This window comes from Rhizobium sp. N122 (assembly GCF_002211295.1).
Taxonomy (GTDB): domain Bacteria; phylum Pseudomonadota; class Alphaproteobacteria; order Rhizobiales; family Rhizobiaceae; genus Rhizobium.
This window is the reverse complement of sequence record NZ_LOKU01000009.1, coordinates 58,722-82,676: the sequence shown is the minus strand read 5'-3', so window position 1 is coordinate 82,676 and position 23,955 is coordinate 58,722. Positions and strand designations below refer to the sequence as shown.

22 protein-coding genes are annotated in these 23,955 nt (G+C 62.7%); 3 read left to right on the top strand and 19 right to left on the bottom strand.

All coding sequences use genetic code 11. From position 1 onward, the window contains the following. Positions 1-7: 7 nt before the first annotated feature. From ATY75_RS08630 to pcsA, 3 genes are read right to left on the bottom strand one after another with little or no spacing between them, the layout of a single operon-like run. Complete coding sequence (locus ATY75_RS08630) at positions 8-1,576, bottom strand: ABC transporter ATP-binding protein (protein ID WP_088937211.1); 1,569 nt, start codon at positions 1,574-1,576, stop codon at positions 8-10. Between the two features lie 39 nt (positions 1,577-1,615). After that, positions 1,616-2,596 (bottom strand): quinone oxidoreductase, encoded by a 981-nt coding sequence (locus ATY75_RS08625; protein ID WP_088937210.1) that lies wholly within the window; start codon positions 2,594-2,596, stop codon positions 1,616-1,618. Between the two features lie 10 nt (positions 2,597-2,606). Beyond that, a complete protein-coding gene (gene pcsA, locus ATY75_RS08620) occupies positions 2,607-3,335 on the bottom strand; it encodes a phosphatidylcholine synthase (protein WP_088937209.1) in 729 nt (242 codons plus the stop codon). 359 nt (positions 3,336-3,694) lie between these two features. Between pcsA and ATY75_RS08610 the strand changes: the two genes are divergently transcribed. After that, positions 3,695-4,507 (top strand): ferredoxin--NADP reductase, encoded by an 813-nt coding sequence (locus ATY75_RS08610; RefSeq protein WP_088937207.1) that lies wholly within the window; start codon positions 3,695-3,697, stop codon positions 4,505-4,507. A gap of 48 nt (positions 4,508-4,555) precedes the next feature. Here the strand turns inward: ATY75_RS08610 and ATY75_RS08605 are convergent, their stop codons facing one another. From ATY75_RS08605 to ATY75_RS08575, 6 genes are all read right to left on the bottom strand, one after another. Further along, positions 4,556-5,170, bottom strand: a complete 615-nt coding sequence (locus ATY75_RS08605) for a GntR family transcriptional regulator (protein ID WP_088937206.1) — start codon at positions 5,168-5,170, stop codon at positions 4,556-4,558. Positions 5,171-5,766: 596 nt separating this feature from the next. Then, positions 5,767-6,969 (bottom strand): ABC transporter permease, encoded by a 1,203-nt coding sequence (locus ATY75_RS08595; protein WP_088937204.1) that lies wholly within the window; start codon positions 6,967-6,969, stop codon positions 5,767-5,769. Continuing rightward, positions 6,959-7,675: an ABC transporter ATP-binding protein gene (locus ATY75_RS08590; RefSeq protein ID WP_064838442.1), complete on the bottom strand. Its 717-nt coding sequence runs from the start codon at positions 7,673-7,675 to the stop codon at positions 6,959-6,961. The genes ATY75_RS08595 and ATY75_RS08590 overlap by 11 nt, the downstream gene beginning before the upstream one ends. Before the next feature lie 12 nt (positions 7,676-7,687). Next, a complete protein-coding gene (locus ATY75_RS08585; RefSeq protein WP_088937203.1) occupies positions 7,688-8,980 on the bottom strand; it encodes an efflux RND transporter periplasmic adaptor subunit in 1,293 nt (430 codons plus the stop codon). A 158-nt stretch (positions 8,981-9,138) separates the two neighbouring features. Next, positions 9,139-9,513: a GFA family protein gene (locus ATY75_RS08580; RefSeq protein WP_088937202.1), complete on the bottom strand. Its 375-nt coding sequence runs from the start codon at positions 9,511-9,513 to the stop codon at positions 9,139-9,141. An 8-nt stretch (positions 9,514-9,521) separates the two neighbouring features. Next, complete coding sequence (locus tag ATY75_RS08575; RefSeq protein ID WP_064838439.1) at positions 9,522-9,731, bottom strand: hypothetical protein; 210 nt, start codon at positions 9,729-9,731, stop codon at positions 9,522-9,524. Between the two features lie 374 nt (positions 9,732-10,105). Between ATY75_RS08575 and ATY75_RS08570 the strand changes: the two genes are divergently transcribed. Beyond that, a complete protein-coding gene (locus ATY75_RS08570) occupies positions 10,106-10,288 on the top strand; it encodes a hypothetical protein (RefSeq protein WP_082935646.1) in 183 nt (60 codons plus the stop codon). 62 nt (positions 10,289-10,350) lie between these two features. Here ATY75_RS08570 and ugpC read toward each other — a convergent pair whose 3' ends face one another. From ugpC to ATY75_RS08545, 5 genes are all read right to left on the bottom strand, one after another. Beyond that, on the bottom strand, positions 10,351-11,430 hold the full coding sequence (gene ugpC / locus ATY75_RS08565) for a sn-glycerol-3-phosphate ABC transporter ATP-binding protein UgpC (protein ID WP_088937201.1): 1,080 nt from the start codon (positions 11,428-11,430) through the stop codon (positions 10,351-10,353). A gap of 18 nt (positions 11,431-11,448) precedes the next feature. Beyond that, a complete protein-coding gene (locus ATY75_RS08560; protein WP_088937200.1) occupies positions 11,449-12,498 on the bottom strand; it encodes a carbohydrate ABC transporter permease in 1,050 nt (349 codons plus the stop codon). After that, on the bottom strand, positions 12,495-13,532 hold the full coding sequence (locus ATY75_RS08555) for a sugar ABC transporter permease (protein ID WP_088937199.1): 1,038 nt from the start codon (positions 13,530-13,532) through the stop codon (positions 12,495-12,497). The genes ATY75_RS08560 and ATY75_RS08555 overlap by 4 nt, the downstream gene beginning before the upstream one ends. Positions 13,533-13,543: 11 nt before the next feature. Then, positions 13,544-14,803: an ABC transporter substrate-binding protein gene (locus ATY75_RS08550; protein WP_064838435.1), complete on the bottom strand. Its 1,260-nt coding sequence runs from the start codon at positions 14,801-14,803 to the stop codon at positions 13,544-13,546. A gap of 158 nt (positions 14,804-14,961) precedes the next feature. Next, positions 14,962-17,481 (bottom strand): hypothetical protein, encoded by a 2,520-nt coding sequence (locus ATY75_RS08545; protein WP_088937198.1) that lies wholly within the window; start codon positions 17,479-17,481, stop codon positions 14,962-14,964. Positions 17,482-17,667: 186 nt separating this feature from the next. Here ATY75_RS08545 and ATY75_RS08540 point away from each other — a divergent pair, with 186 nt between their 5' ends. Further along, complete coding sequence (locus tag ATY75_RS08540; protein ID WP_088937197.1) at positions 17,668-18,726, top strand: LacI family DNA-binding transcriptional regulator; 1,059 nt, start codon at positions 17,668-17,670, stop codon at positions 18,724-18,726. Here ATY75_RS08540 and ATY75_RS08535 read toward each other — a convergent pair. The 5 genes from ATY75_RS08535 to ATY75_RS08515 are packed head-to-tail and all read right to left on the bottom strand — an operon-like array spanning position 18,713 to position 23,844. Further along, positions 18,713-19,456: an ABC transporter ATP-binding protein gene (locus ATY75_RS08535; protein WP_088937196.1), complete on the bottom strand. Its 744-nt coding sequence runs from the start codon at positions 19,454-19,456 to the stop codon at positions 18,713-18,715. The two genes, ATY75_RS08540 and ATY75_RS08535, sit on opposite strands and share 14 nt — an antisense overlap. Continuing rightward, positions 19,453-20,298 (bottom strand): ABC transporter ATP-binding protein, encoded by an 846-nt coding sequence (locus tag ATY75_RS08530; protein ID WP_088937195.1) that lies wholly within the window; start codon positions 20,296-20,298, stop codon positions 19,453-19,455. The genes ATY75_RS08535 and ATY75_RS08530 overlap by 4 nt, the downstream gene beginning before the upstream one ends. Position 20,299: 1 nt before the next feature. Further along, entirely contained in the window at positions 20,300-21,202 is a 903-nt protein-coding gene (locus ATY75_RS08525; protein ID WP_088937194.1) for an ABC transporter permease, read from the bottom strand. Further along, a complete protein-coding gene (locus ATY75_RS08520) occupies positions 21,199-22,227 on the bottom strand; it encodes an ABC transporter permease (RefSeq protein WP_054183148.1) in 1,029 nt (342 codons plus the stop codon). Before ATY75_RS08520 ends, ATY75_RS08525 begins: the two co-directional genes overlap by 4 nt. 21 nt (positions 22,228-22,248) lie before the next feature. After that, positions 22,249-23,844 (bottom strand): ABC transporter substrate-binding protein, encoded by a 1,596-nt coding sequence (locus ATY75_RS08515; RefSeq protein ID WP_088937193.1) that lies wholly within the window; start codon positions 23,842-23,844, stop codon positions 22,249-22,251. Positions 23,845-23,955: the final 111 nt, after the last annotated feature.

Sequence of the window (23,955 nt, the reverse complement as noted above, 5' to 3'; positions counted from 1 at the left end):
CGCCTCTTCAATGCGCATGGGGCGCCTCCGGGGCATCACTGCTCTGGTGCAGGCCGCCCATCAGCAGGCCGATCTTTTCGCGCGTCAGCTCGCCGGCCGGATAGGGCTTAGAGAGACGCCCCTCCGAGATGACGGCAATATCCGTCGCCACTTCGAAGATCTCGTCAAGATCCTGGCTGATGACGACGACGGCCGAGCCGGCCTTCGCGAGATCGACCAGCGCCTGGCGGATGCGGCTTGCAGCCCCGGCATCGACGCCCCAGGTCGGCTGGTTGACGACGAGCACTGCCGGCTGGCGGTCGAGCTCGCGGCCGACAATAAATTTTTGAAGATTGCCGCCGGAGAGGGAACCTGCGGCCGGATTTTCGCCGCTCTTGCGGACATCCATCGCCTCGGAAATCCGCCGCGCGGCAGATTTCACAGCACCTTGGCGGATGATGCCGAGCAGGCCAAGAAAGGCTTTCCGATCCGACTGGCTGCGGGCGAGCACCAGATTGTCGGAGAGTTTCATGGCGGAGACGGCGGCATGGCCGTGCCGCTCCTCCGGCACGAAACCGGCGCCGAGCAGGCGGCGGGCGGTGATGCCCTCAGTGCCCACAGGCTTCTTGCGAATGACGATCGCTTCGGCCGACGCGACCGGATATTCGCCGGACAACGCATCGAAGAGTTCGCTCTGGCCGTTGCCGGCAACACCGGCGATGGCAAGGATTTCGCCTGAGCGCACGGCCATCGAGACATCGCGCAGCGGCATGGCGAAAGGCGTGCGGGCGGCGACGGAAAGACTGGCAACGGCCAGCTGCACCTCGCCCTTGTCGCTGCGCTCGGGATGGGTGACGCTCGCCACCTCGCTGCCGACCATCATGCGGGCAAGCGAGGACGGCGTTTCCTGCTTCGGATCGCAGGCGCCGGTGACGCGGCCATGGCGCAGCACGGTGGCGCGGTCGCAGATGCGCTGCACCTCCTCCAACCGGTGGCTGATATAGAGAACCGAGCGGCCCTCGGCGCGCAGCTTGAACAGCGTTTCGAACAGCCGGTCGGCCTCCTGCGGCGTCAGCACCGAGGTCGGCTCGTCGAGAATGATCAGCTTCGGGTTCTGCAGCAACGCACGGACGATCTCGATGCGCTGGCGTTCGCCGACCGAGAGATCGGCGACATGGGCATGCGGGTCGAGCGGCAGGCCATAGGCCTGGGACAGCGCCCTCGCCTCCTCGGCGATCCTGTCGATCGGGATGGCGTCATCGAGCGAAAGTGCGATGTTTTCGGCAACCGTCAGCGCCTCGAACAGCGAAAAATGCTGGAAGACCATGCCGATGCCGAGCTTGCGGGCCTCACCCGGCGAGGTGATCGAAACCGGCTTGCCCTGCCAGAGGATATGCCCGTGCGTCGGCTCGAGAACGCCGAACAGCATCTTCACCAGGGTGGATTTGCCTGCGCCATTTTCGCCGAGAAGCGCGTGAATTTCGCCCGGCGCGATATCGAGATCGATTTCATTGCAGGCGGCAAAGCCACCGAAAAACTTCGTCAGCTTCTGGACGGATAACAACGCACCGGGTTCCGGCACATTCAATGGCGACACGTTCCCCTCATTTCTTCTGCCGATCGGTCCGTTCGGATCTCATGGAATCAGCAGCGTCGTTCCTGTTGTTTTTCTTGTTTCCAGATCCGCGTGAGCCCGCCCAACCTCACGCAGCGGATAGGTTTGATTGACATTGATACGCACTTTGTTGCTTTGCACAACATCAAATAGCGCCTTGGCGCTGTCGATCAGTTCCTGGCGTGCGGCAATGTAGGTGAAGAGCGTCGGCCGCGTCGCAAACAGCGACCCCTTCTGCGCCAGCTGAGAAAGGCTGAAATTCTCGATCGGCCCGGAGGACTGGCCGAAAGAGGCAAAAAGGCCGCGTGGCTTCAGGCAGTCGAGCGACTGTGGAAAAGTATCGCGGCCGATCGAATCATAGACGACATCGACGCCCTTGCCGGAGGTGATCTCGCGGACCCGGACGGCGAAGTCTTCGCTCTTGTAGTTGATCACATGGTCGTAGCCATGGGCGAGCGCCAGCGCGATCTTGTCTTCAGAGCCCGCCGTGCCGATGACGGTGGCGCCGAGCGCCTTTGCCCATTGGCCGGCGATCAGCCCGACGCCGCCGGCGGCGGCATGAAACAGAAGCACCGTCTCAGGACCGACCTTGAAGGTGCGGTTCAAGAGATATTCGGCGGTCATGCCCTTCAGCATCATCGCCGCTGCCGTTTCGAGCTCGATGCCATCAGGCACATGCACCAGATGGCGCGTCTCGATATTGCGCTCGGCGCTATAGGCGCCATCGGCGCTGGCATAGGCGACGCGGTCGCCGATCTTAAAATCCGCAACGCCGGGGCCGACCGCCGTGACGGTGCCGGCGCCCTCCTTGCCGGTAACGAAGGGCAGGTGCGGCGCCTTATAGGTGCCGTTGCGGAAATAGACGTCGATGAAATTCAGGCCGACCGCCGCCTGTTTAAGCTGCACTTCACCGGCCGAAGGCGACGGCAGATCGAGTTCGACATAGTCGAAAACCTCCGGCCCGCCCGTTCTGGAGAATGAAACCGCCTGTGTCTTCGTCATTTGCCTGTCCTCAAGCTTCGCGTCCGAGAGCGGGGAAGAATTGCAGCACCGCGCCGATGACGTAAAGATAGAGCCCGGTCACGATGAAGAGAATGAGCGCCCATTCCGGTGTGTCGAAATGCATCAGCAACGAAAAAATGCCGAGCGCCGACCACAGGAGGAAGACGCCGAGATTGAGCGGACGCAGCCTTTTGACGCGAACCGGGTGCAGGAAATTGATTGGCAGGAAGGTCAACACCACCGAAACCGTCACGACGGCGAGCGCCGTCGTCGCGCTGGCATCGATGACGAACAGGGTGAAGACGATCATGTTCCAGACGACGGGAAAGCCGGAAAAGAAGTACTCGTCGGTCTTCATGCCCATATCTGCGTAATAGATGGCGCTGGAAACGACGATCATGCCGGCGGCGACGAAGGACCAGGGCTCGCCGATCATGCCGCTCTGATAGAGCGCGAAAGCCGGCAGCAGCACATAGGTGACGTAATCGATGATATTGTCGAGCGTATCGCCCGACCAGTTCGGCAGCACTTCCTTGACGCGCACCTTGCGGGCGATCGGCCCGTCTATGCCGTCGACCAGAAGCGCCAGGCCCAGCCACCAGAACATGTCGATGAAGCGATGCTCGGCGGCGGCAACGACGCCGAGAAAGGCCAGGAAGGAACCGGAGGCCGTCAGGATATGGACGGAAAAGGCGCGCATCTCCGCGTAAGGAACGCGCTTATACTTGAAAATCTTCATATTCCCCCGACCGCTTTATCGCGCTCGCCCCGGCAAGCCTGTTTTTCGCCAACCGTCACCGGCCCCCTCTTCCTGAATCGGGTCCCGACGCCGTAGGTCTTTGTTGTCGCACCATTTTTGCCGAAAACCGACATGCAGTTCAGGCGCGCCGCCCTAATATGCATCCTTTGCCGGGCTTCGCCAGCGGGAAATACGACATTGCCCGCCGGCCCCCCGGTTGACCATTGAATCCTGACCATGACATGCATATTTCCCTTCAGGAGCACTGCGTGGAATGGAATGCCTTTAATTCGAGCCCGATATGTAATATCTGCCTCGCATCCGACAGTTCATCCGACGAAACGGGATCCGCTACCGCAATGAACGCGCCTGCAAAGACCGAAGACTTCGCCTCGTCCATCCCCGCCGGCGTCTACGCCGAGACGGTGCTTTCCGTGACGCATTATACCGACCGGCTCTTCCGCTTCACGATGACCCGGCCGCAGGGCTTCCGTTTCCGTTCCGGCGAATTCGCGATGATCGGCCTGATGGTCGAGGGCAAGCCGGTCTTCCGCGCCTATTCGATCGCCAGCCCCGCCTGGGCCGAAGAGCTTGAATTCTTCTCGATCAAGGTGCCGGACGGCCCGCTCACCTCGCATCTGCAGGCGATCAAGCCCGGCGACCAGGTGCTGATGCGCAAGAAGCCGACAGGCACGCTGGTGCTCGATGCGCTGACGCCGGGCCGCCGTCTCTATATGTTCTCGACGGGAACGGGCATTGCGCCTTTCGCCAGCCTGATCCGCGATCCCGAGACCTATGAAAAGTTCGAGGAAGTCATCCTCACCCATACGACGCGCGATGTCGCCGAACTGAAATACGGCTTCGACCTCGTCGAGGAAATCCGGAATGACGAGCTGCTGAAGGAAGTGGTCGGCGACAAGCTGCGCCATTATGCGACCGTCACCCGCGAAGACTTCGCCTATCGCGGCCGCATCACCGACCTGATTTCCTCGGGCAAGATGTTTACCGATCTCGGCGTACCGCCGCTCGATCCGGCGATCGACCGCGGCATGATCTGCGGTTCCTCGGCCATGCTGAAGGACACCAAGGAACTGCTCGAAAGGGCTGGTCTCGACGAAGGCGCCAACAGCAAGCCCGCCGAATTCGTCATCGAGCGCGCTTTCGTCGGCTGAGTTTTTCCGACAACAGATATGACAACGGCTCCGGAAACGGGGCCGTTTCTATTTTTGGGCGAGATAGTCGATCAAGACAGCCATGGCGGCGCGCGCCTCGTCCACCCTGCCCTGATGAATGGCCCGGACGACGGCGATATGCAGCGCGATGGCGCGATCCATGCGCTCGGCGTTTGCGGTGGAATACCAGAGGCGCCGCGAATGCGTCTGCACCGGCCCGAGTGCTGCGACGATAAAGCCGTTCGGGCAGGCATCCTCGAGGATTTCGTCAAAGGCCTTGTCGGCGGCGAAGAAGCCGGCGAGATCACCGGTGACGGCGCATTCCTCCATGGCGCGGGCGCAGTCGCCGAGACGCGCACGCTGCTCGTCCGTCGCATGTTCGGCTGCAAGGCTTGCAGCGATTGGCTCCAGCTCGCGGCGCACCTGCATGACGTTGCCATGATCCTCCGGCGCGATCTCGGCCACCTGCAGCCCCACACGCGGCTTCACCAGAATCAGCCCCTGCCACGCAAGCTTCTGGATCGCCTCGCGCACCGGCGTGCGCCCATGGCCCGCCATATCGATCAGCTGCTTTTCGGTGACAAGCGCCCCTGGCTTCAACGCCAGCGTGACGATCAGATGCTCCAGCGCGAGATAGGCAAGATGGCTCTGTGACGTCTGCATGCCGAAAGTCCGTCGCCTGAATCTGATATATCACATAGTGGCACGGTCAAAAACCGAAGACAAGTCGGCATTGAAATATCAGAATAGAGACAAAGAGATAACAGCCGTGTGAATTCGACGAATGCGATTGCTGACCTGGTCGTCCACGCCGCAAAAGAACTCCCTTCACTCGCCCCACCCTCCGTTATGCTCGGCCTTGAGCCGAGCATCCACACCACGCCCACCAGCGGTAATGGCATGGATCCTCGGCTCAAGGCCGAGGAGGACGGAGGGTGGGGTTGGCGTTCTTCCAAACTCATCCAGAGTCACGTCGCGTCGGGCGCTTCATCCGGTCAGCTCTTGCGAAAAGCCCGGCTGGATACCAAGCGGCGTGAGATCTGGGAATTTGGGTGTCTACGCCACGAAGGAACTCATTTCCCGCCCCACTCTCCGTCATGCTCGGCCCTGAGCCGAGCATCCACGCCGCATCCGCCAGCAGTCGCGGCATGGATCCTCGGCTCAAGGCCGAGGAAGACGGAGAACTGGGTTGGCGTTCCTGCTAAACTCACCCGGCATAGAGAGACATCGCGCGTTTGCCATGACGCACTCATGATGCGTCACTCGTGCCGCAGCGCCTCGATCGGGTTCAACTGCGCTGCCCGTCTCGCCGGGAAATAGCCGAAGATCATGCCGATTGCGGCGGAGAAGAGGAAAGCGACGGCGACCATCATCGCGCTGAAGACGAAGGGGACTTTCAGGAAAGTCACCGCCACCAGACCGAGGCTGAGGCCGAGGCCGATGCCGGTGATGCCGCCGAAGAGCGAGAGCGCCACCGCCTCGACCAGAAACTGGGTGAGCACCTGGTTTTCGAGCGCGCCGATCGCCAGGCGAATGCCGATCTCGCGAGTACGTTCGGTGACGGAGACCAGCATGATGTTCATGATGCCGATGCCGCCGACCAGCAGGCTGATGGCGGCGACGGCGCCGAGCAGGCCGGTCAGCAGCGTCGTCGTGCCGGTCATCGCCTCGGCGATCTGGGTCATGTCGTTGACGTTGAAATCGTCCTGCCGGCCGGGGATGATCTTGCGGCGCTCGCGCAGAAGATCCTCGACATCGGACTGCACCTTGGCCGTGGAGACGCCGTCGCGCGCCGAGATGATGATCTGCGGCACGTTGCTGTTGCCGCTGATGCGCCGCTGGAACACCTTGACCGGCATGATGACGACATCGTCCTGGTCGGTGCCCATGCCGGACTGGCCACGCTTGGCGAGCACGCCGATAACAGGGCATGAGACCTTGCCGACGCGGATCTGCTGGCCGATCGGGTCGGCGGCGCCGAAGAGCTGCGAGCGCACCGTCTCGCCGATGATGCAGCGGGACTGGCCACGTTCCTCGGCGGGGGTAAAATTGCGGCCGAGTGCCAGGTTCCAGTCCTGAGCGACGAAATAGTCGTTGGTGGTGCCGGAGACGCTGGTCGAATGGTTCTGGCCACCTGATATCACCGTCGCTGTCGACTGGTTGAGCGGCGCGACCGCCCTCAACCCGCTGATCTGGTCGCGGATGGCCGCGACGTCCTTGACGCTGAAGCGCTTGGCTTCCGAGCTCGCCCGGCCGGGACCGAACTGGCCGGGGCGGACGAACAGCATGTTGGTGCCGAGCCGCGACAATTCGGTCGAGACCTGCGCGGTGGTGCCATTGCCGATCGTCACCAGCGCGATGACGGCGGCAACGCCGATGACGACGCCGAGCACGGTCAGGAACGAGCGCAGCATATTGCGGCTGATGGCGCGCAGAGCGAGTTTCAGCGTCTCAAAGAACATGATCCGCCCTCCTCTGGTGCTCGACCTCGGTCTCCAGCTTGCCGTCGACGAACCTGAGCAATCGCTGGGCATAGGCGGCGATATCGGGCTCGTGCGTCACCATGACGATGGTGATGCCCTGCTCGCGGTTCAGCCGGGTCATCAGATCCATAATCTCGACGCTGGTTTTCGTGTCGAGATTGCCTGTCGGCTCGTCGGCAAGCAGCAGCGCCGGTTGGGTGACGATGGCGCGGGCGATGGCGACGCGCTGCTGCTGGCCGCCGGACAGTTCCTGGGTCTTGTGATGTTCGCGGCCGGAGAGGCCGACCAGCGCCAAGGCCTCGTGCGCCCGTTCGCGCCGTTCGCGCACCGCCATGCCACGATAGATCAGCGGCAGTTCGACATTCTCGAGCGCCGAGGTGCGCGACAGCAGGTTGAAGCCCTGGAAGACGAAGCCGAGCATGTGGCGGCGCAACAGCGTCAGCTGACCGCGGTCGAAGCCGGAGGTCGGGATGCCCTGGAAGGCGTAGTCGCCTGATGTCGGCACGTCGAGGCAGCCGAGGATGTTCATCGCCGTCGACTTGCCGGAGCCCGATGGGCCCATGATCGCGACGAATTCATGGGCGTTGATTGCAAGGTCGACATGGTCGAGCGCGCGGATTGCCGCCTCGCCCTCGCCGTAGATTTTCGAGACCTGCCTGAATTCGATGAGCGGCGGGCTTGCCATCCGTCTCTCCGCTCAGTTCGCACGCGTCGTGGCGTCGGTCACCAATGCGTCACCGTCCTTGAGGTCGCCGGAGACGACCTGGGTGAACTGGCCGTCGGATGAGCCGACCTGGATGACGACGGGGCTGGGCCGGCCGTCGCGCAGCACCCAGACGCGGCGCTGAGCGCCCGTCAGCGCCTGACCTGCATTGCCGCCGCGCTGGCGTGGCGGGCCGAAGATGCCGAAAATGCCGCGGCCGCGCCGTCCCGCCTGGGTCGGGGCGTAACGCAGCGCCGTGTTCGGCACCATCAGCGTATCCTTGACGGCCTCGACGGTGACGTCGGCCGTCGCCGTCATGCCGGGGCGCAGCAGGAGATCGGCATTGTCGACGGAGAGGACCGCCTTATAGGTCACGACATTGTTGACCACCTCGGAGGCGAAGCGGATCTGCTCGATCTCGGCGGGAAAACTCCGGTCGGGATAGGCGTCGACTGAAAACTTCGCCTTCTGGCCGACAGCGATCTGGCCGACATCGGCCTCGTCGACATCGACCTGCAGTTCCATCTTCTTCAGGTCGCCGGCGATGGTGAACAGGATCGGCGCAGAAAGCGAGGCTGCGACGGTGGCCCCGGGATTGACGGCGCGGGTGAGGATGACGCCGTCGATCGGCGAGACGATCTTGGCCTTGGCGAGATTGACCTCGGCAAGCTGCAGGTCAGCCTCCGAGGCGAGCACCTCTGCTTCGTTGATCTGTTTGGCGGCGACGGCGGAATCATATTTGTAGGTGGCGTCGTCGAGGCTCTGCTGGGTGGAGACATTGCTCCTGACCAGGCTCTTCAGCCGCTCCAGCGAGGTGCTTGCCGACTGCAGATCGGCATTGGCCTTGGCGACATTCGCCTTGGCCGAATTCAGCTTGGCGCGTGAACTCTTCACATCGGCCTCGAGCTTGTTGGTATCGAGCAGCGCCAGCACGTCGCCCGCCTTGATCGTGCTGTTGTAATCGACATTGACGTCGCGGACGGTGCCGGAAAGCTCGCTCGATATATCCACCTGCTCGGTCGGCTGCACCGAGCCGGTGGCGGTGACGAGCACCGTCAGATCGCCGCGTTTGGCCGGCTGGGTAGCATAGTTCACTTCGCTTTGCCCGCGGCCCATGTAGAAATAGGCGGCGCCGGCTGCTGAAGCAACGAGGATCAACAGGATGAACAGCCGTCCGCGCCAGCGGCTGCGCTTGCCCTGACGTCCCGATGCGGCAAGCACCGTTGCGAGCTCGGACGCGCCGCTTGTCTGTGCCCCGGTCTTCTTGCCGGTTCCGGTGTCGTTCATGTCATCCTCGATCAGTCAGTGGCCGTCTCGGCCCCGCAGTAAAATAAGCACAGCGCAGATGAACCGGGCATTAGCATTGCCGCCGAAGTGGCACGGAATTGCGGATGGGGGAAATGAAATATTGGTAAGAAAAGTCAAGTTTTGACGCGGAACGCACGTCAGTCGGCATCCTCAGCATATTGGCCGGCGCCCGGCAGCTGAGGCAACCAGGCTTCGCGCCGCTTGATCCAGACTTCATGATCCGGGACGAGGTCGCTCGGCGGACTGTCGAGCGAGCCGAGGCGGATTTCCGCGGCGTCCTCCTGCAGGCAGAAAAGCCGGCTGCCGCAGACGGGGCAGAAGCTGCGACCGGCGAAGGTCGCGATCTCACCGCTATGGGAAAAAGCCGGGCGCGGCCAGACCGCGAAGAAGACGAAGGCGGAGCCGCTCGATTTGCGGCAATCGGCGCAGTGGCAAAGGCCGACGCGAAGCGGCTCACCTTCGACGCGATAGGCAACCGCCCCGCACAGGCAACTTCCGGTCCGGATCCGCATGGCCGCTGTCAGGCGTCGAGACTGGTGGGCAGCCCCGGCGGACGCCGCTTTGCCGCCATCAACAGATCGAGTTCGGTGGCGGATGGGCCGAACTTCTCGTAGAGGCGTTTTGCCTCCTTGTCATCCAACCGGTATTTCCTGGCAAATTCGCCGATACTGTAGGGGCGGCCACGCAACACTCTTCGCGCCGGGGTCGCCGTATTCGGTGCGTCGGTCATGGGTTTCTCCTTTCTTTCCATGCCCTTTAAGTTAGAGCGATGGGGTCGATTGAAAAGAGCCGATGGGCCGCAGCGGGCTGCCGGCATGGAGCGATGGGGTCTGATGGCGGAACCTTCCTGCCACCAGACGCATTGTCGAATCGAGGTAGCGGGCCGCGCCAAGCGGACGCGGTGGTGCTGGAGAACATCGGGATTTTTCCGCTTTCTCCCGATGGCCAACGAAACGGCAGGCGAGCTCCCTACCCGCCCGGCCCGCTTCCTCATCCCTCATTTCGAGACGAGATCACGAAATATTAAAATGGGGAACGCATGGGCCGGAGCGAGGTTTTTCCAGCGAGGTCGACGTGGCCTCGTTCAAACCCAAGGAGAACCGAATGGCAAACCAAGGTGGAACCCATGAACAGCACGTCAAAGCCGGGCAGCAGAGTCACAAGAACGACTCCAATACCCGCAGCTCCTCTTCAGGTGGCCGCGACGCGCAGTCCAGCGGATCCCGCGGCGGCAGCCATGAACAGCATGTAAAAGCTGATCAACAGAGCCATAAGAACAGCCACTAAGGCTGTCCTGAGATGAATGTTCGGCCCGCGCCTCCCTTCCGGCGCGGGCTTTTTTTCAGCTCTCAGGACAGACGCCGGCCGTCCTCGCTGAAGAGATGCAGCACGGCAGGGTCGAAATGCAGCGGCAGGCTGTCGCCGGATTTCATCCGTTGCTGGCCGGCAAAGACGGCAATCAGCTTCTTTCCGCCGGTGTCGGCGTGGACGACGGTCTCCGAACCCAGCTCTTCGACAAGGGTGACCCTTGTTTCCAGTCTGCCCGGGCCTGCCGCTTCGGCAAGGGTGATGTGTTGCGGGCGAATGCCGATGCTGACCCTCTCGCCGATGGGGCGTGGATCCTGGGCAATGACGGACAGGCGATGGCCGGCGACGGTTTCGACCTCGGTGAGATTGCCGTCATGGCCGATAATTGCGCCCTCCAGGAAGTTCATGTGCGGGGCGCCGATGAAGCCGGCGACGAAGCGGTTGGCCGGCTTGTTATAGAGTTCCAGCGGCGTCCCGACCTGCTCGATCCTGCCGCCTCTCAGCACCACGATGCGGTTTGCAAGCGTCATCGCCTCGACCTGATCGTGGGTGACGTAGATCATTGTCGCCTTTAGCCGCGCATGAAGGGCGGCGAGTTCGGCGCGCATGGAGACGCGCAGTTCGGCGTCGAGATTGGACAGCGGTTCATCGAGCAGGAAGGCATCCGGCCGGCGGACGATGGCGCGGCCGATCGCGACGCGCTGGCGCTGACCGCCGGAGAGCTGGCCCGGACGGCGCTGCAGGAAAGGTTCGATCTCCAGCATGCGGGCGGCATCAGTGATGCGCGCTTCGATCTCGGGTTTCGCCACCTTGGTATTCTCCAGTCCGAAGGCCAGATTCTCACGCACGCTCATATGCGGGTAGAGCGCGTAGGACTGGAAGACCATGGCGAGGCCGCGGTCGGCGGCACCGATCGCCGTGACATCCTTGCCGTCGATGGCAATGCTGCCGGCAGTCGGCTTGTCGAGGCCGGCGATGAGGCGCAGCAGCGTCGACTTCCCGCAACCGGAGGGGCCGACGAAGGCGACGAACTCGCCGTCCTTGACCTCAAGCGAGACATCGCGGATGACCTCGACGGCGCCGAAATTCTTGACGATGTTCCTGAGCTCGAGCCCGCTCATGCACTCTCCTGTTTCATCTTATTTCAGTCCGGAGCCGGCGATGCCGGTGGTGATGAAGCGCTGCAGGAAGACGAAGATCAGCACCACCGGGATCATCGAAACGACCGTCATGGCGAGGATATAGTGCCATTGCACATTGAGCTCGCCAGCATAGACGTTGAGGCCGACCTGCAGCGTATAGAGCTCCTTGCGCGACAGCACGATCAGCGGCCAGAGGAAGTCGTTCCAGCGCCAGACGACCGAGAAGATCGCCAGCACCGCCAGCGCCGGCGCCGAGAGCGGCAGGATGATGCGCCAGTAGATCTGCCATTCGCTGGCCTTGTCCATGCGTGCGGCGTCGATCAGCTCGTCCGGGATGGTCAGCATATATTGGCGGAGCAGGAAGACGCCTGTGGGGGTGGCGACCGTCGGCAGGATGACGCCCCAGAGGCTGTCGAAGAGGTTCAAGGTGCCGATGACGGAATAGAGCGGCACGACGATGACCGAGAGCGGCACCATCAGTGTCGCCAGGATCATCAGCATGACGGCGGTGCGGCCGGGGAACTGGTATTTCGACAGAGCAAAGGCGGCCATCGAATTGACGAGCAGCGTGATCGCCGTCGCGGCCACGGTGACGAAGACGGAGTTGCGCAGGAACAGGAAGAAATCGAAACGCTGGAACGGTTCGGTGTAGTTGGCGGCGGCGAATTCGACCTTGCGCACCGGGGTGCGGTCCTTGATGTTGACCTTGACGATTTCGCCGGGCTGTTTCGGGTCGATCATCTGGCCGATGATGCCGATGCGGCGGACTTCGGCGAGCACGCGGCTGCTGCCATCCGGCATCGTCACGGTATAGAGCGGCAAGGGCTTGTCGTGTCCGGGCACCACAGCCTGTTCGGTGACATAGGGCAGGAAGGACGGCGGGAATTCGGCAAGGGCGGCCGGCGTCTTGAAGGAGGAAAAGACCAGCCAGACGGCCGGGCCGAACATCAGGAAAACGCCGGAGATCAGCCAGATCCAGGTGACGACGTCGGTCCAGTGCCAGCCGCGGCCGCGGCGGCGCAGAAGAAAGGTGGCGACAGCGCTCATTGGCGTTTCCCTCTCTTCTCATTGCGGCTGCTGGCGGCGAGCTGGACCAGCGTCAGGATGACGAGCACGATGCCCATCAGGATCGAGGCGGCCGACGCAAGCCCCGGATTGCGCAAGGAACTCGCAAAGCCCGTCTCGTAAATATACTGGGTGATGTACATGGTGCTGGTGCCCGGCCCGCCGCCTGTGAGCACGAAGACCTCGTCGAAGATCTGCACGGCGCGGATCAGCGCCAGCACCAGGACGACGATGAGGTTCGGCATCAAGAGCGGCAAGGTGATGCGCCGGAAGATGCGGGTCGGGCTCGCCTTGTCCATCGCTGCCGCCTCATAGAGATCCTTCGGGATCGCCTGCAGGCCGGCGAGCAGGATCAGCGCGTAAAAGCCCATATGCGCCCAGACCGAGACGAAGACGGCGAAGAAGAAGGCCCAGAAACGATCGCTGAGCCAGGAGAACGGCTCGAAGCCGAAGGGGCTCAACGCATAGTTCAGCAGACCCTGGCGCTGCAGGATCCATTTCCAGATCAGGCCGACGACGACCGGAGACAGCAGCACCGGGAAGAAGAAGACGGCGCGCCAGAAGCCGCGATTGGAAAGCTCGCGGTTGAGAATCAAGGCCGTTGCCAGCGCGGCGATCAGCATCGCCGAGACCTGGAAGACGACGAAAACGCCGGTGTTGCGCACGGCCGCCCAGAAGGTGTCGGCGGCGCAGGTCGAAGGGTCGAGATAGGAACGGCAGTCGAACAGGATGTGGTACTGCTCGGCGCCGACATAGGTCCTGTTCTGCAGGAAGATGCCGCTGCCGCTCGTCGTCGAATAGAGGAAGTTGATGACCAGCGGCAGGAGCACGAAGACGCTGAAGATCAGCATGTTGGGCGCCAGGAAGACGCCCGCCATGCCGTTCAGCCCCGTCAGCTTCTGCCAGGCGCGCATGGGAATATCGACGATCCCCATGACAAGCCGGACAGGTGCTGCGAGCGCCTGCCGAGGGCCGGCCTTTGCCGGCGGTTCGGAAGAAACCGTCTTTTCCGCCATCCGTTCGTCCGTCAGTTGGCGCCGACCTTGGCCTTGATGTCTTCGTCAATACGGGCATAGGCGTCGTCGAGCTTCATTTCGCCGGCGATCACCTGGCTGATGCGGGCGACGATGGCGCTGTAATAGGCGTCCGACCACTTCCAGCCCGGCAGTTTCATCGCCGGTGCCGCCGTCTGAGCCGCCGATTCGACGAAGGCCTTCAGCGCCGCCTGCACATGCGGATTGTCGGTCTTGAAGTCCATCTGGCCTGCGGCAACACCCTTATGCGCCGGAATGAACAGGCTGCGCTCGGCGAATTCCTTCTGCACGTCGGCGCCTGCGAGGTAATCCATCACCTTGGCGACATCCTTCGGGTTTTGGGTGTATTTGACGGCAACGAGGCCGGCGCCACCCTGCATGCCGGTGCAGGCGGCCGTGCCGCAGGGGCTTCCCGCCATGACCCAGTCGAAGCTGTCGCCGATCTTCTGTGCGAAGGCCGAAATCTGCCAGCTGCCCGAGTAATAATAGGCAAGGCCGCCATTGATGAAGTCTTCGGCGGCGGCACGGTAGGTGGTGCCGGCAGCGCTGACCCAGACATCCTTGTTGACGATGCCCTCCTCGTTCCACTTGACGAAGCGGCTGAGGAATTCCTTGGAGCCCTGGTCGATCGGCGCCGGCTTGCCATCGGCGGCGATGTAGTTGGCGCCGTAGGAAATGTTCGGGCCGGAGACGCGGTGACCGGAGCGGTCGATCGCCATGGCAAAGACCTTCTGGCTGTCGGCGACCCTCTTGGCGGCCGCCGCCCAATCATCCCAGGTCGCCTTCGGGCCGGGAAGTTCGACGCCGGCCTGCTCGAACAGCGTCTTGTTGACGAAGCCGCCGGTCAGGGTCAGCTGGGTCATGAAACCGGTGATGGCATTCGAGCCGTCGGGCCGCATCCAGTCGGCCTGGGCGCCGAAATTGTCGTCCCAATATTTCGCATCGGCGAGCAGCGGGCGAAGATCGAGCCAGTGCTGGGCCTGCGCCTTCAGATTGGTGACGCGGGCGATATCAGGCCCCTTCCCGGCTTCGAGCTGCACCGGCAGCTGTTCCTTGACGACGTCGTAGGAAACCTCGTCGAGGATGACGTTGACGTCCGGATTGGCCTTGGAGAAACGCGAGAGCAAGTCCTTGATGACAGCGCCTTCGCCGCCATCGGAATACCACATGATGCGCACGTCGCCAGCATGGGCGCCAACGGAGCTCAAAAGAACCGCGGCCAAAGCCGCGCCGATCGATTTCATTCTGGTCATTTTCTCCTCCTCTTAACCGATGAAGTCCTACAGCGCCGCGCGTCTTTTCGGACGCGTAAAGGACGCTGTAACACTTTGAATTGCTGCATAAAATCGATTCCGATTTAAGGAATTATGCAGCAGGCCCGGTCGGTCCTCCACCTGCCCGGACACGTCGTCTACGAAGCGGCGCGCCGAGGCTGCCTGCCTGACATCTCAAGATGTACCGCGTCTCCCCCCACCGACCAGTCCGACGGCCGAAGAATACGGCCTTCGGCGCGCACGGTGCCGTCCTCTTCGAAGACGACCTGACCATAATCCGGATCGATGACGATCAATGCGCCGTCATTGTCGCGGCGGGCTGCCAGCGTGGCGAAACGTGCCCGCATGCCGTCAAGGCCGCCTTCGCGCCCGTGATCGGAGAGACGGACGATCCAGCGGCCGTTGCGGCCGGCGAGGCGCAGTTCGACGTCCGTCGTTGGGCCATGCTTCACCGGCTCCAGCGGCCCGTTGCCGATCAGCATGGCAAGGCCATTGCCGGAACGGGCGAGCGCCAGATTGCCCTCGAACATCGTGTCGTCGAAGGCTTCGAGCGGGAACCAGGCATGGGTGAAATCCGGCTGGCCCTCGTGGATGTCGAAATCGAGGATGGCGAGATCGCGATATTGATGGACGCGCGGCAGCGTTCCGCAGCCGCCCCAGAAACTCGGCCGGCCGTAACCGAACTGGATGGTTTCGCCGGGATGGTTGATCCAGATCTGGGCTTCCGGCCGGTCGCCGAGGCGCAGATGCAGCACCGTCTCCTGATATCCCCAGGCACCGGGGCGATAATGGGCGATGGTGCCGAGGGCGGTATCGCGTGTCTTGTAGTGATAGAGGGCGGCAAAACGGTTCTCGCCCTGGGAAAAGGTCCATTCCTGCGCCTCGTCGGCGTCGTGCATGGCAATCGCAGCAAGCGCTTTCGGGAATTGCAGGCCGTGATCGCGGATACAGACGGCAAGCTGCGGCAAGGCGTGAACGCGACGCCCGTACCAGCCGCGGCCCCAGAGCAGCCTAGAAATGGCCGACAGTTCGACGGAGCGGCCGGGGCGCAGCGTATGCTCGTAGGAGCGGCCCTGGCTGCCGGTCAGCATGCCCTGATGGGCCGAGCGAGCGACGATCTCCATCAGGCGGACGATGCTGGCATTCGCCCGGGCGCGGATCGTATGATCCGGTGCGCAGGCAGCAAGCGCCGTCAGGCCCTTGAGGTCGATCGGGAAATAGGGAACGGAATTCCACTCGGCCATTTCCCAGCGCTCGAAATGATCGAGCCAGGCGCGGACACGCTCTTCGCCGACCTTCATCTGCTCGGCGCCGGTGCGGCCGGAGCGGACGAAGACGGCGTCGGGGAAAAGCCTGCCGCCGAGATAGGCGGCGGTGTGGAAGAGCAGCGCGTGGTTTTCCGAAAAATACCACTGAACGTCGTTGCCCGGCTCATCCATCCAATAGCGGTAATTGAGAACCGCATGCTCGATCCTCTGCCGCAGATCTTGCGACAGCAGATCGCTCCAGCGAGTATAGCCAAACAGCAGCGGCACCAGCACGAAATCGGCGCAGTCGTGACAATCCTCGATGACGGGCAGCATGGCCGAGATCATCGCCTCGGTCTGCTCGCCGCCCTGCCCCAGGGCGAGGCGGGCGAAAGCGCAGACCGTATCGGGCTCGGAATGGGCGGCGACTTCTTCAAGCGCCTCGTCGATCCGATCTTCCAGCGCAGCCGGCGCCGGCCCCTGGCGTTCGGGATGACAGATCTCGACGCCGAGCGTGCGGCCGAGCGAAAATTCGCCTGTTTTGAAGCTGATGCGGAAATGGCGGAAATCGGCGGGCATGCGCGCGGACGAGCCGAGTTCCAGCCTGGTTGCGCCCTTCTCCAGTGCGAAATCATACTCGAACCGCTCGACCGACATGAAGTCGCCTTCGACCTCGACATGACAGCTCAGCCCCAGCGGCAGCGGCGCGGGAAACAGGATCGTCACGTCCTCGCCGAGATAGGCGGTGCGGTCGAAGCGCATGCCTTCGAGGATCGCCTCCAGCCCGTTCGCAGCATCGGCGGCGATCGGAACGGGAAGCGATGTTTCGACTTCCGGCCCGTAGAGATAATCCAGCTGGAAATAGAAACGGGCGTCGCGCTCGGCCAAATCGTCGAAATAGATGCGGATCTCGTTGAGTCCGGCTGAAAGTTCGACTTCGAAGCTCTGCTGGGCTTCCAGATTGCGCTCGTAAGGCGCCATGAAGCCCTGCTCGCGGCCGTTGACGAAGAGGATCGCGCCGCCGCAGGTCGACAGGCGAAGCTTGGCGAGCCCGGCCGAGCGGGCATCGAGGAAGGTGCGCGCCCAGCAGCCGATGCGGGTCGGGCGAAACCAGAAGCCGGAGAGATCGACACGCGGAGAGGCAAAGGGCAGCCACCACCGGACGGGCTCGAACTCGGCGGTCGGCTGCGGTCTTTGGCCGGAGAAGGATTTTTTGAATTCGGTGCGGCAGGGATATTCGTGCGGGATGAAGTTCTTCGTCTTGGTGACGAAGAAAAACGGATCCATCCTGCCTTCCATCGGCCGGTCGGCGACGTCGTAGCGCGCCTGCGAGAGGTGGCCGAGCTGCCAGTAGACGATCGGGCTCTCCTTGCCGGTGGCGCGGCGAAGATGGGATTTCTCAGTGGTCATGCTTCAGCTCGTTCGAGCCGCGAGTCGTCGGAAACACCGACGCGTGGACTGGCCGTCAAACCGCATCTTCAAAGCCTCCCTGCTCTGTCGCTTGTCGCGGACTCCTCTTGGCCAATTGTGCATAGGCATTCCGTTTGCGCAATCTGAAAGATTTTTGCATAAAGGCATGGGAGCGAGGAGAACTACATGGGGGCAGAGGAGAAAAAAGGCAGGCGCACGCGTCTCGACGACATCGCCGCGCGATGCGGCGTCTCGATCAGCACCGTGTCGCGGGCGCTTGCCGGCGAAAAGGGTGTGAGGCCCGAAATCCGCAAGCTGGTGCTGGAAACGGCAAGTGCGGTCAGCTACGCCCTGCCGGCCAGCGTTGCCGGCAAGAAGGTCATGCTGGTCGCCTCCGGCGCGGCGATGATCGATTATGTCCGCAACCAGTTCACGCTCTATGTGCTCGAAGGATTGAATGCGCGGGCAGCCGCTCTCGGCATCGAGATGGCGATGCGTCCGGTCGCCGACAAGGCCGACGAAGCCCGTGTCATCGCCGAGATGCGCGATGATCCGGGTTTCGGCGGCATGCTGATCCTGACCGTCGACGAGGAAGATATGCTGGCCGCCGCCGCCAGTCTCGGAAAGCCCGTGGTGCTCGTCAATAGCGACGATCCCTATATGCGGCTTTCCAGCGTGACGCCCTGCAACCGTTCGGCCGCCTTCATCGCCGCCGAGCACCTGATCAAGGCGGGGCACGAACGCATCCTGTTCATGCTGCGGCCGGGACGGCGAACGATCGAGCGGCGCCTGGAGGGCTGGCGCGATGCCCTGCAGCATCATGGGCTGACGGCCGATGCCGATCTGGTGCTCGAGGTCGACGACTGGCTGCCGGAACTGGGTGCCGAGACCCTCACCCGTTTTGTGAGTGACAAAGGCCTCTCTTTCACCGCTGTCCTGACGGCCGGCGACAGCCTTGCCGCCGGCGCCGTGCACGGATTGCAGGCAATGGGCTATGCCGTGCCGCAGGATATCTCCGTCATGGGCATAGACGACCTGCCGCAATCGGCCTTTCTCAATCCGCCCCTTTCGACGGTGCATATCCCGATGCGCGAACTCGGCGCCACCGCGCTCGATCTGCTGCGTGATATGATGCTCGGCCTCGCGATGCCGCGGCGGCGGGTCGAGCTTTCCTGCCATCTTGTGGAAAGGGGCAGTGTTGCAGCCGTCAGCGGCGCAGCAGCGCGAAATATCAAGCCTCGATAAAGCTCGCCTCGAATAGCTCGCGCGCATAGGCGTCATGCGTGGTGCCCGCCTGCAGATCCGCCTTGGTCAGCTCGTCAACAAAGCCGCCGTTTTTCATGATCAGCACCCGGTCGCACATATGGGCGATGACCGCGAGGTCGTGGCTGACGAGCAGATAGGTCAGGCCCTTTTCCTCGCGCTGATCGGCCAGCAGGTTGAGGATTTCGGCCTGGACCGAGACGTCGAGCGCCGATGTCGGCTCGTCGAGCAGCAGGATGGGCGGCGAGAGGATCAGCGCCCGGGCGATCGCCACGCGCTGCCGCTGGCCGCCGGAAAGTTCATGGGGGAAACGATTGGCGAAGCTTGCCGGCAGGCCGACCTGAATCAACGCCTTTTCGACCTTCGACCAGATCTCCGAATGGCCCATGGCGCGCAGCGGTTCGGCCAAAGCGGTGCCGATGCGATGGCGCGGATGCAGGGATCCATACGGATCCTGAAAGACCATCTGGGCAAATTTCAGCTCCTCGCGGGAGCGCTGCTTGCCGATCGGTTTGCCGCCGAGTTCGATCTGCCCGGTCCAGCCGGTCTCCATGCCGGCAAGGCAACGCAGCACCGTCGATTTGCCGCAGCCGGATTCGCCGACAATACCGAGCGTCTCCCCCTGCCTGACCTGAAAACTGATACCCCTGACGACATGGTTGCTGGATTTGGCGGAGGCAAAGACGACATCGAGGTCGCGGACATTGATCATTGCGCCGTCTCCAGATCGAGTTTCGCCCTGTCGAGTACCGCCAGCCGGCGAACCGGCTTCTTCGGGTCGGGCAATGCGGCTATCAGCCCGCGGGTATAGGGATGGCGGGCCTCTTCCAGACTGGTCAGCGTCTCGACGATGCGGCCGGCATACATGACGATGATCCGTTCGCAGAAGGCTGCCACCATCCGAATGTCATGGCTGATCAACAGCAGGCCGGAATTGTTCTCGCGCACCAGTTCATCGAGCAGCAACAGCACGTCCTTGCGGACGCTGACATCGAGCGCCGAGGTCGGTTCGTCGGCAATGACCAGCTTCGGCCGCGCCAAGAGCATCATGGCGATCATCACGCGCTGGCCCATGCCGCCCGATATCTGATGCGGATAAAGCGCCATGACCCGGTCCGGATCGCTGATGCGCACGCGCTCCAGCATGGCGCGGGCGGCGTCTTGCGCCGGGGCCTTGCCGAGACCGAGGTGAAGGCGTGCGGCCTCGGCGATCTGCTTGCCGATCGAAAGCACCGGGTTCAAGGAATAACGCGGATCCTGCATGATCAGCGCGATGTCCTTGCCGCGAAGCGCGCCCATCTGCCGCTCGCTCTTGGGAAGCAACGGATCGCCGCCGAGATCGAGGCGTTCGGCTGAAACCACCGCTGCCGGCGGCAGCAGCCGCATGATCGCGCGGCCCGTCGTCGATTTTCCGGAACCGGATTCGCCGACGATGCCGACGCGTTCGCGCCCGACGTCGAAACTGACATTGGATACGGCGGGCACGGCACCTCGCCCGAAGCGGACGGTCAATCCTTGGACGGAGAGAACCGGCTGCAGATCATGATCCTGCATTTTACGATCTGGCATGGCGGGGATCCAGAATGTCGCGCAGAGCATCTCCGGCGATGTTGAAGGCAAGGCTGGTGAGAAGAATGGCGATCCCCGGCATGACGGCGACCCACCAGTAATCCAGCATGAATTTGCGACCGTTGGAAATCATCGCCCCCCATTCCGGCGCCGGCGGTTGCGCACCGAGGCCGAGAAAGCCGAGGGAAGCCGCCGTCAGGATGATGCCGGCCATGTTGAGCGTCAGCCGGACAATCACCGACGGAATGCACATGGGGGCGATATAGAGCAGCAGGATGCGCATCGGCGACGCGCCGTAAAGGCGGGCGGCGACCACATAATCGGCATTTCTGACGACCAGCGCCTCGGCGCGGGCGAGTCTGGCGATCGGCGGCCATGCGGTCAGCGAGATCGCGATAATTGCCGTGGTCAGGCCGGCGCCGAGTGCGGCGGCAAAGGCCAGCGCCAGGATCAGCGACGGGAAAGACAGAACGATATCGGTCGCCCGCATCAGCAACGCATCGGTGCGGCCGCCGAAGAAGCCGGCGACAACGCCGATCAGCAGGCCGATCGGGCCGACGATCAGCGAGATCGACAGCACCGTCTGGATGGTGATGCGCGTGCCGAAGATCAGGCGGCTCAGAATGTCGCGGCCGAATTCGTCGGTACCGGCCCAATGCGCCAGGCTCGGGGCCTGCAAGGCATCGCCGAGCGACTGCACGACCGGATCATAAGGCGCCAGAATCGGCGCGAAGATCGCGATGAGGCAGAGCAGGCCGAGAATGACGAAGCCGGCAAGGCCAAGCGGTTCCGCGGCCAATTTGCGGCCGGCGCGCGCAAATGAGGCCGCGACGCGGGTCGCGACACTTGGCGGGTGGATCTGAATGTCGGCGTGGATGGCGTCGCTCATCGGGCCGCCTCCCGCATGCGCGGATCGAAGACGGCGTAAGCGACGTCGGCGAGGAAGTTTAACAGCATGAAGATGAATCCCACGATGATGGTGCCGGCCACGATGGCGTTCATGTCGCCGATCATGAGGGCGTTCGTCATGTATTGGCCGATGCCCGGCCAGGAGAAGACGATCTCGGTCACGACAGCGCCTTCCAGCAGCCCGCCATAGGAAATCGCCAGGATGGTGATGAGTTGCACCGCGATGTTCGGCAGGACGTGGCGCCAGATCGTGCCGAAGGGGCTCACACCCTTGGCACGGGCGGCGATGACATAGTCCTGGCTCAACTGCTCCAGGGTGAAGCTGCGAGTCATGCGGGTGATGTAGGCCATCGCCGCATAGGCCAGGATGATCGCGGGCAGAATGATATGTCCGAGCGCATTCCAGAAGATTTCCGTCTCGCCCTGCAGCAGGCTGTCAATCAGCAACAGGCCGGTCTGCGGCGTGACGAGGCCTTCATAAAAGACATCGATCCTGCCCGGCCCGCCGACCCAGTTGAGGCCCGCATAGAAAATGACCAGCCCGACGATGCCGAACCAGAAGACGGGGATCGAATGCCCGACGAGCGCCACCACCCGGGCTATCTTGTCGATGAAGCTGTCGCGAAACAAAGCCGCGACAAGGCCGAGAGGCACGCCGACGAATGTCGAGATGATCACCGCCAACGTCGCCAGTTCGAATGTCGCCGGAAACGCCTGGGCGAGGTCCGACGAGACCGGATTGCCGGTGAGCACGGCAGTGCCGAAATCACCATGCGCCAGCCCGTTCAGATAAAGGAAGAACTGCTGGTAGATGGGCAGATCGAGCCCGAGACGGGCCCGCATCGCTGCATAGGCGGCGGGATCGGCGAGCTCGCCGACGATCGCGCCGACCGGATCGGTGGGCAGGACGCGGCCGATCACGAAGGTCACACAGAGAAGAATGAACAGGCTGACCAGCAAATGCGCCAGGCGTCGGCCAAATTCGGCTACGGAGAGTTCCTTCATGATCGGCTGTCCTCTCGAGTCTTACTGGGTTTCGACCTTGGTCACGTTCTCGAGACGCGTCATTTGAGACGGATGTCCGACATATCCCTGGACCTTGCCGGTCAGGACGATCGGCTCAAAGCGCTCGAACATCGGCAGCACGGCAGGCTTCTGTTCGACGAACATCTTCTGCATCTGCACGTAGAGTTCGCCGCGCTTTTTGGCGTCCGGCTCCATCGATGCTTTCGCCGTCAGCGCCGTCAGCTCGGGAATATCCCAGGCCGAGCGCCAGACGAAATTGCCGGCATTGTTGGCCTCTTTCGAGTTGTCGGGATTGGAGGAAAACTGCTCCATCGAGCCGAGCACGTTCGGCATGTAGGCGCTGGTCTGCGGGATCAGCAGATCGAAATCCCGGGCGCGATGGGCGGCGATGATTTCGGAACCGTTGCCCTGCTGGATGTCGATCTTGATACCGACCTGGGCAAGGGAAGCCTGGATGGCGGTGGCAAGATCGATGCGCGGTGTCTGGGCGATGGTCTTCAGCGTCAGCGAGAAGCCGTCCTTATAACCCGCCTCTGCCAGCAGTTGCTTGGACTTCTCGACGTTGAGCTGCCAATCCGGGCTCGGGATCGCATATTCGAAATTCTCCGGCACGGGCACGGTCCTCGCCCGTCCGTACGGCCCCATGATCGTCTTCTCGATACCCTTGTAGTCGATGCCGTAGGCAATCGCCTCGCGGACCTTGGGGTTGGAGAGGTATTGGTTGCCGGCATTCATCGACAGCACGTAGAAGCCGCCTGTCGGAATGCGCTGGATGGCGAAGCCCTGCTTGACCTGGAATGTCGCGAGATCGGAGGCCGTCAGCGCACTGGCAATATCGATATCGCCGCGCTCCAGCATCAGCCGCTCGACCTGGCTTTCCGGCACATGGCGGACGATGACGCGGCGCATCTTCGGAGCGCCGTCGACATAACCCTTGTTGGCGTCGAGAATGACCAACTCGTTCGGAGACCAGCGGTTGAGGGTGAATGGACCGGAACCGGCCGAATGCGTTCGCATCCAGGCATTGCCATAGTCATTGTCGACGGCGTGGCTTTCGACCTCGACGCTGTCGACCACGCTGGTGGTGGTCGTCGTCAGCCGGTAGAGCAGAAGCTCCGCCGTCACCTGGTCGGAAAGATCGATACGCACCGTCTGGTCGTCGACCGCCTTGACGAGCTTGTCGACATTGTTCTTGTCGTAGCCGACGCGCTTCAGGTTGGCGGCTGCGGCCTGATCCATCTTCAAGAGCCGCCCCAGCGAATAGACGACGTCCTTCGAGGTGACCGGGTTGCCGGAGGCGAAATTGGCCTTGCGCAGCGTAAAGGTGATGCCCTTGTCGTCAACCTTCCAGCTTTCCGCCAGCTGCGGAAGGATCTTTCCGTCCGCCGTGCTGGCGACCAGCCGGTCGTAAAGATTCGACATGATCTCAACGGCTTTGCCCTCGGTCGCCTGCTGCGGATCGAGGGACAGAACCTGGGCCAGCGATGTTCCGATCACCAGCTGGTCCTGCGGCGTGGCAGCCTGCAGCTGCGGGGCAGCCATCGTCAGCGCGCCGAAAACGGCGCCGACGAACAGGCCTTTAGAAAAATGCTTCATTGTCGCTCCTCCGTGAATTACTATAGAAGACATATTATGTCGCCCGTATGTCGTATTATGATCTATCGAAGTCTGATACGGTTGACAAGACCCGAGCGGGAGACTTGAGTG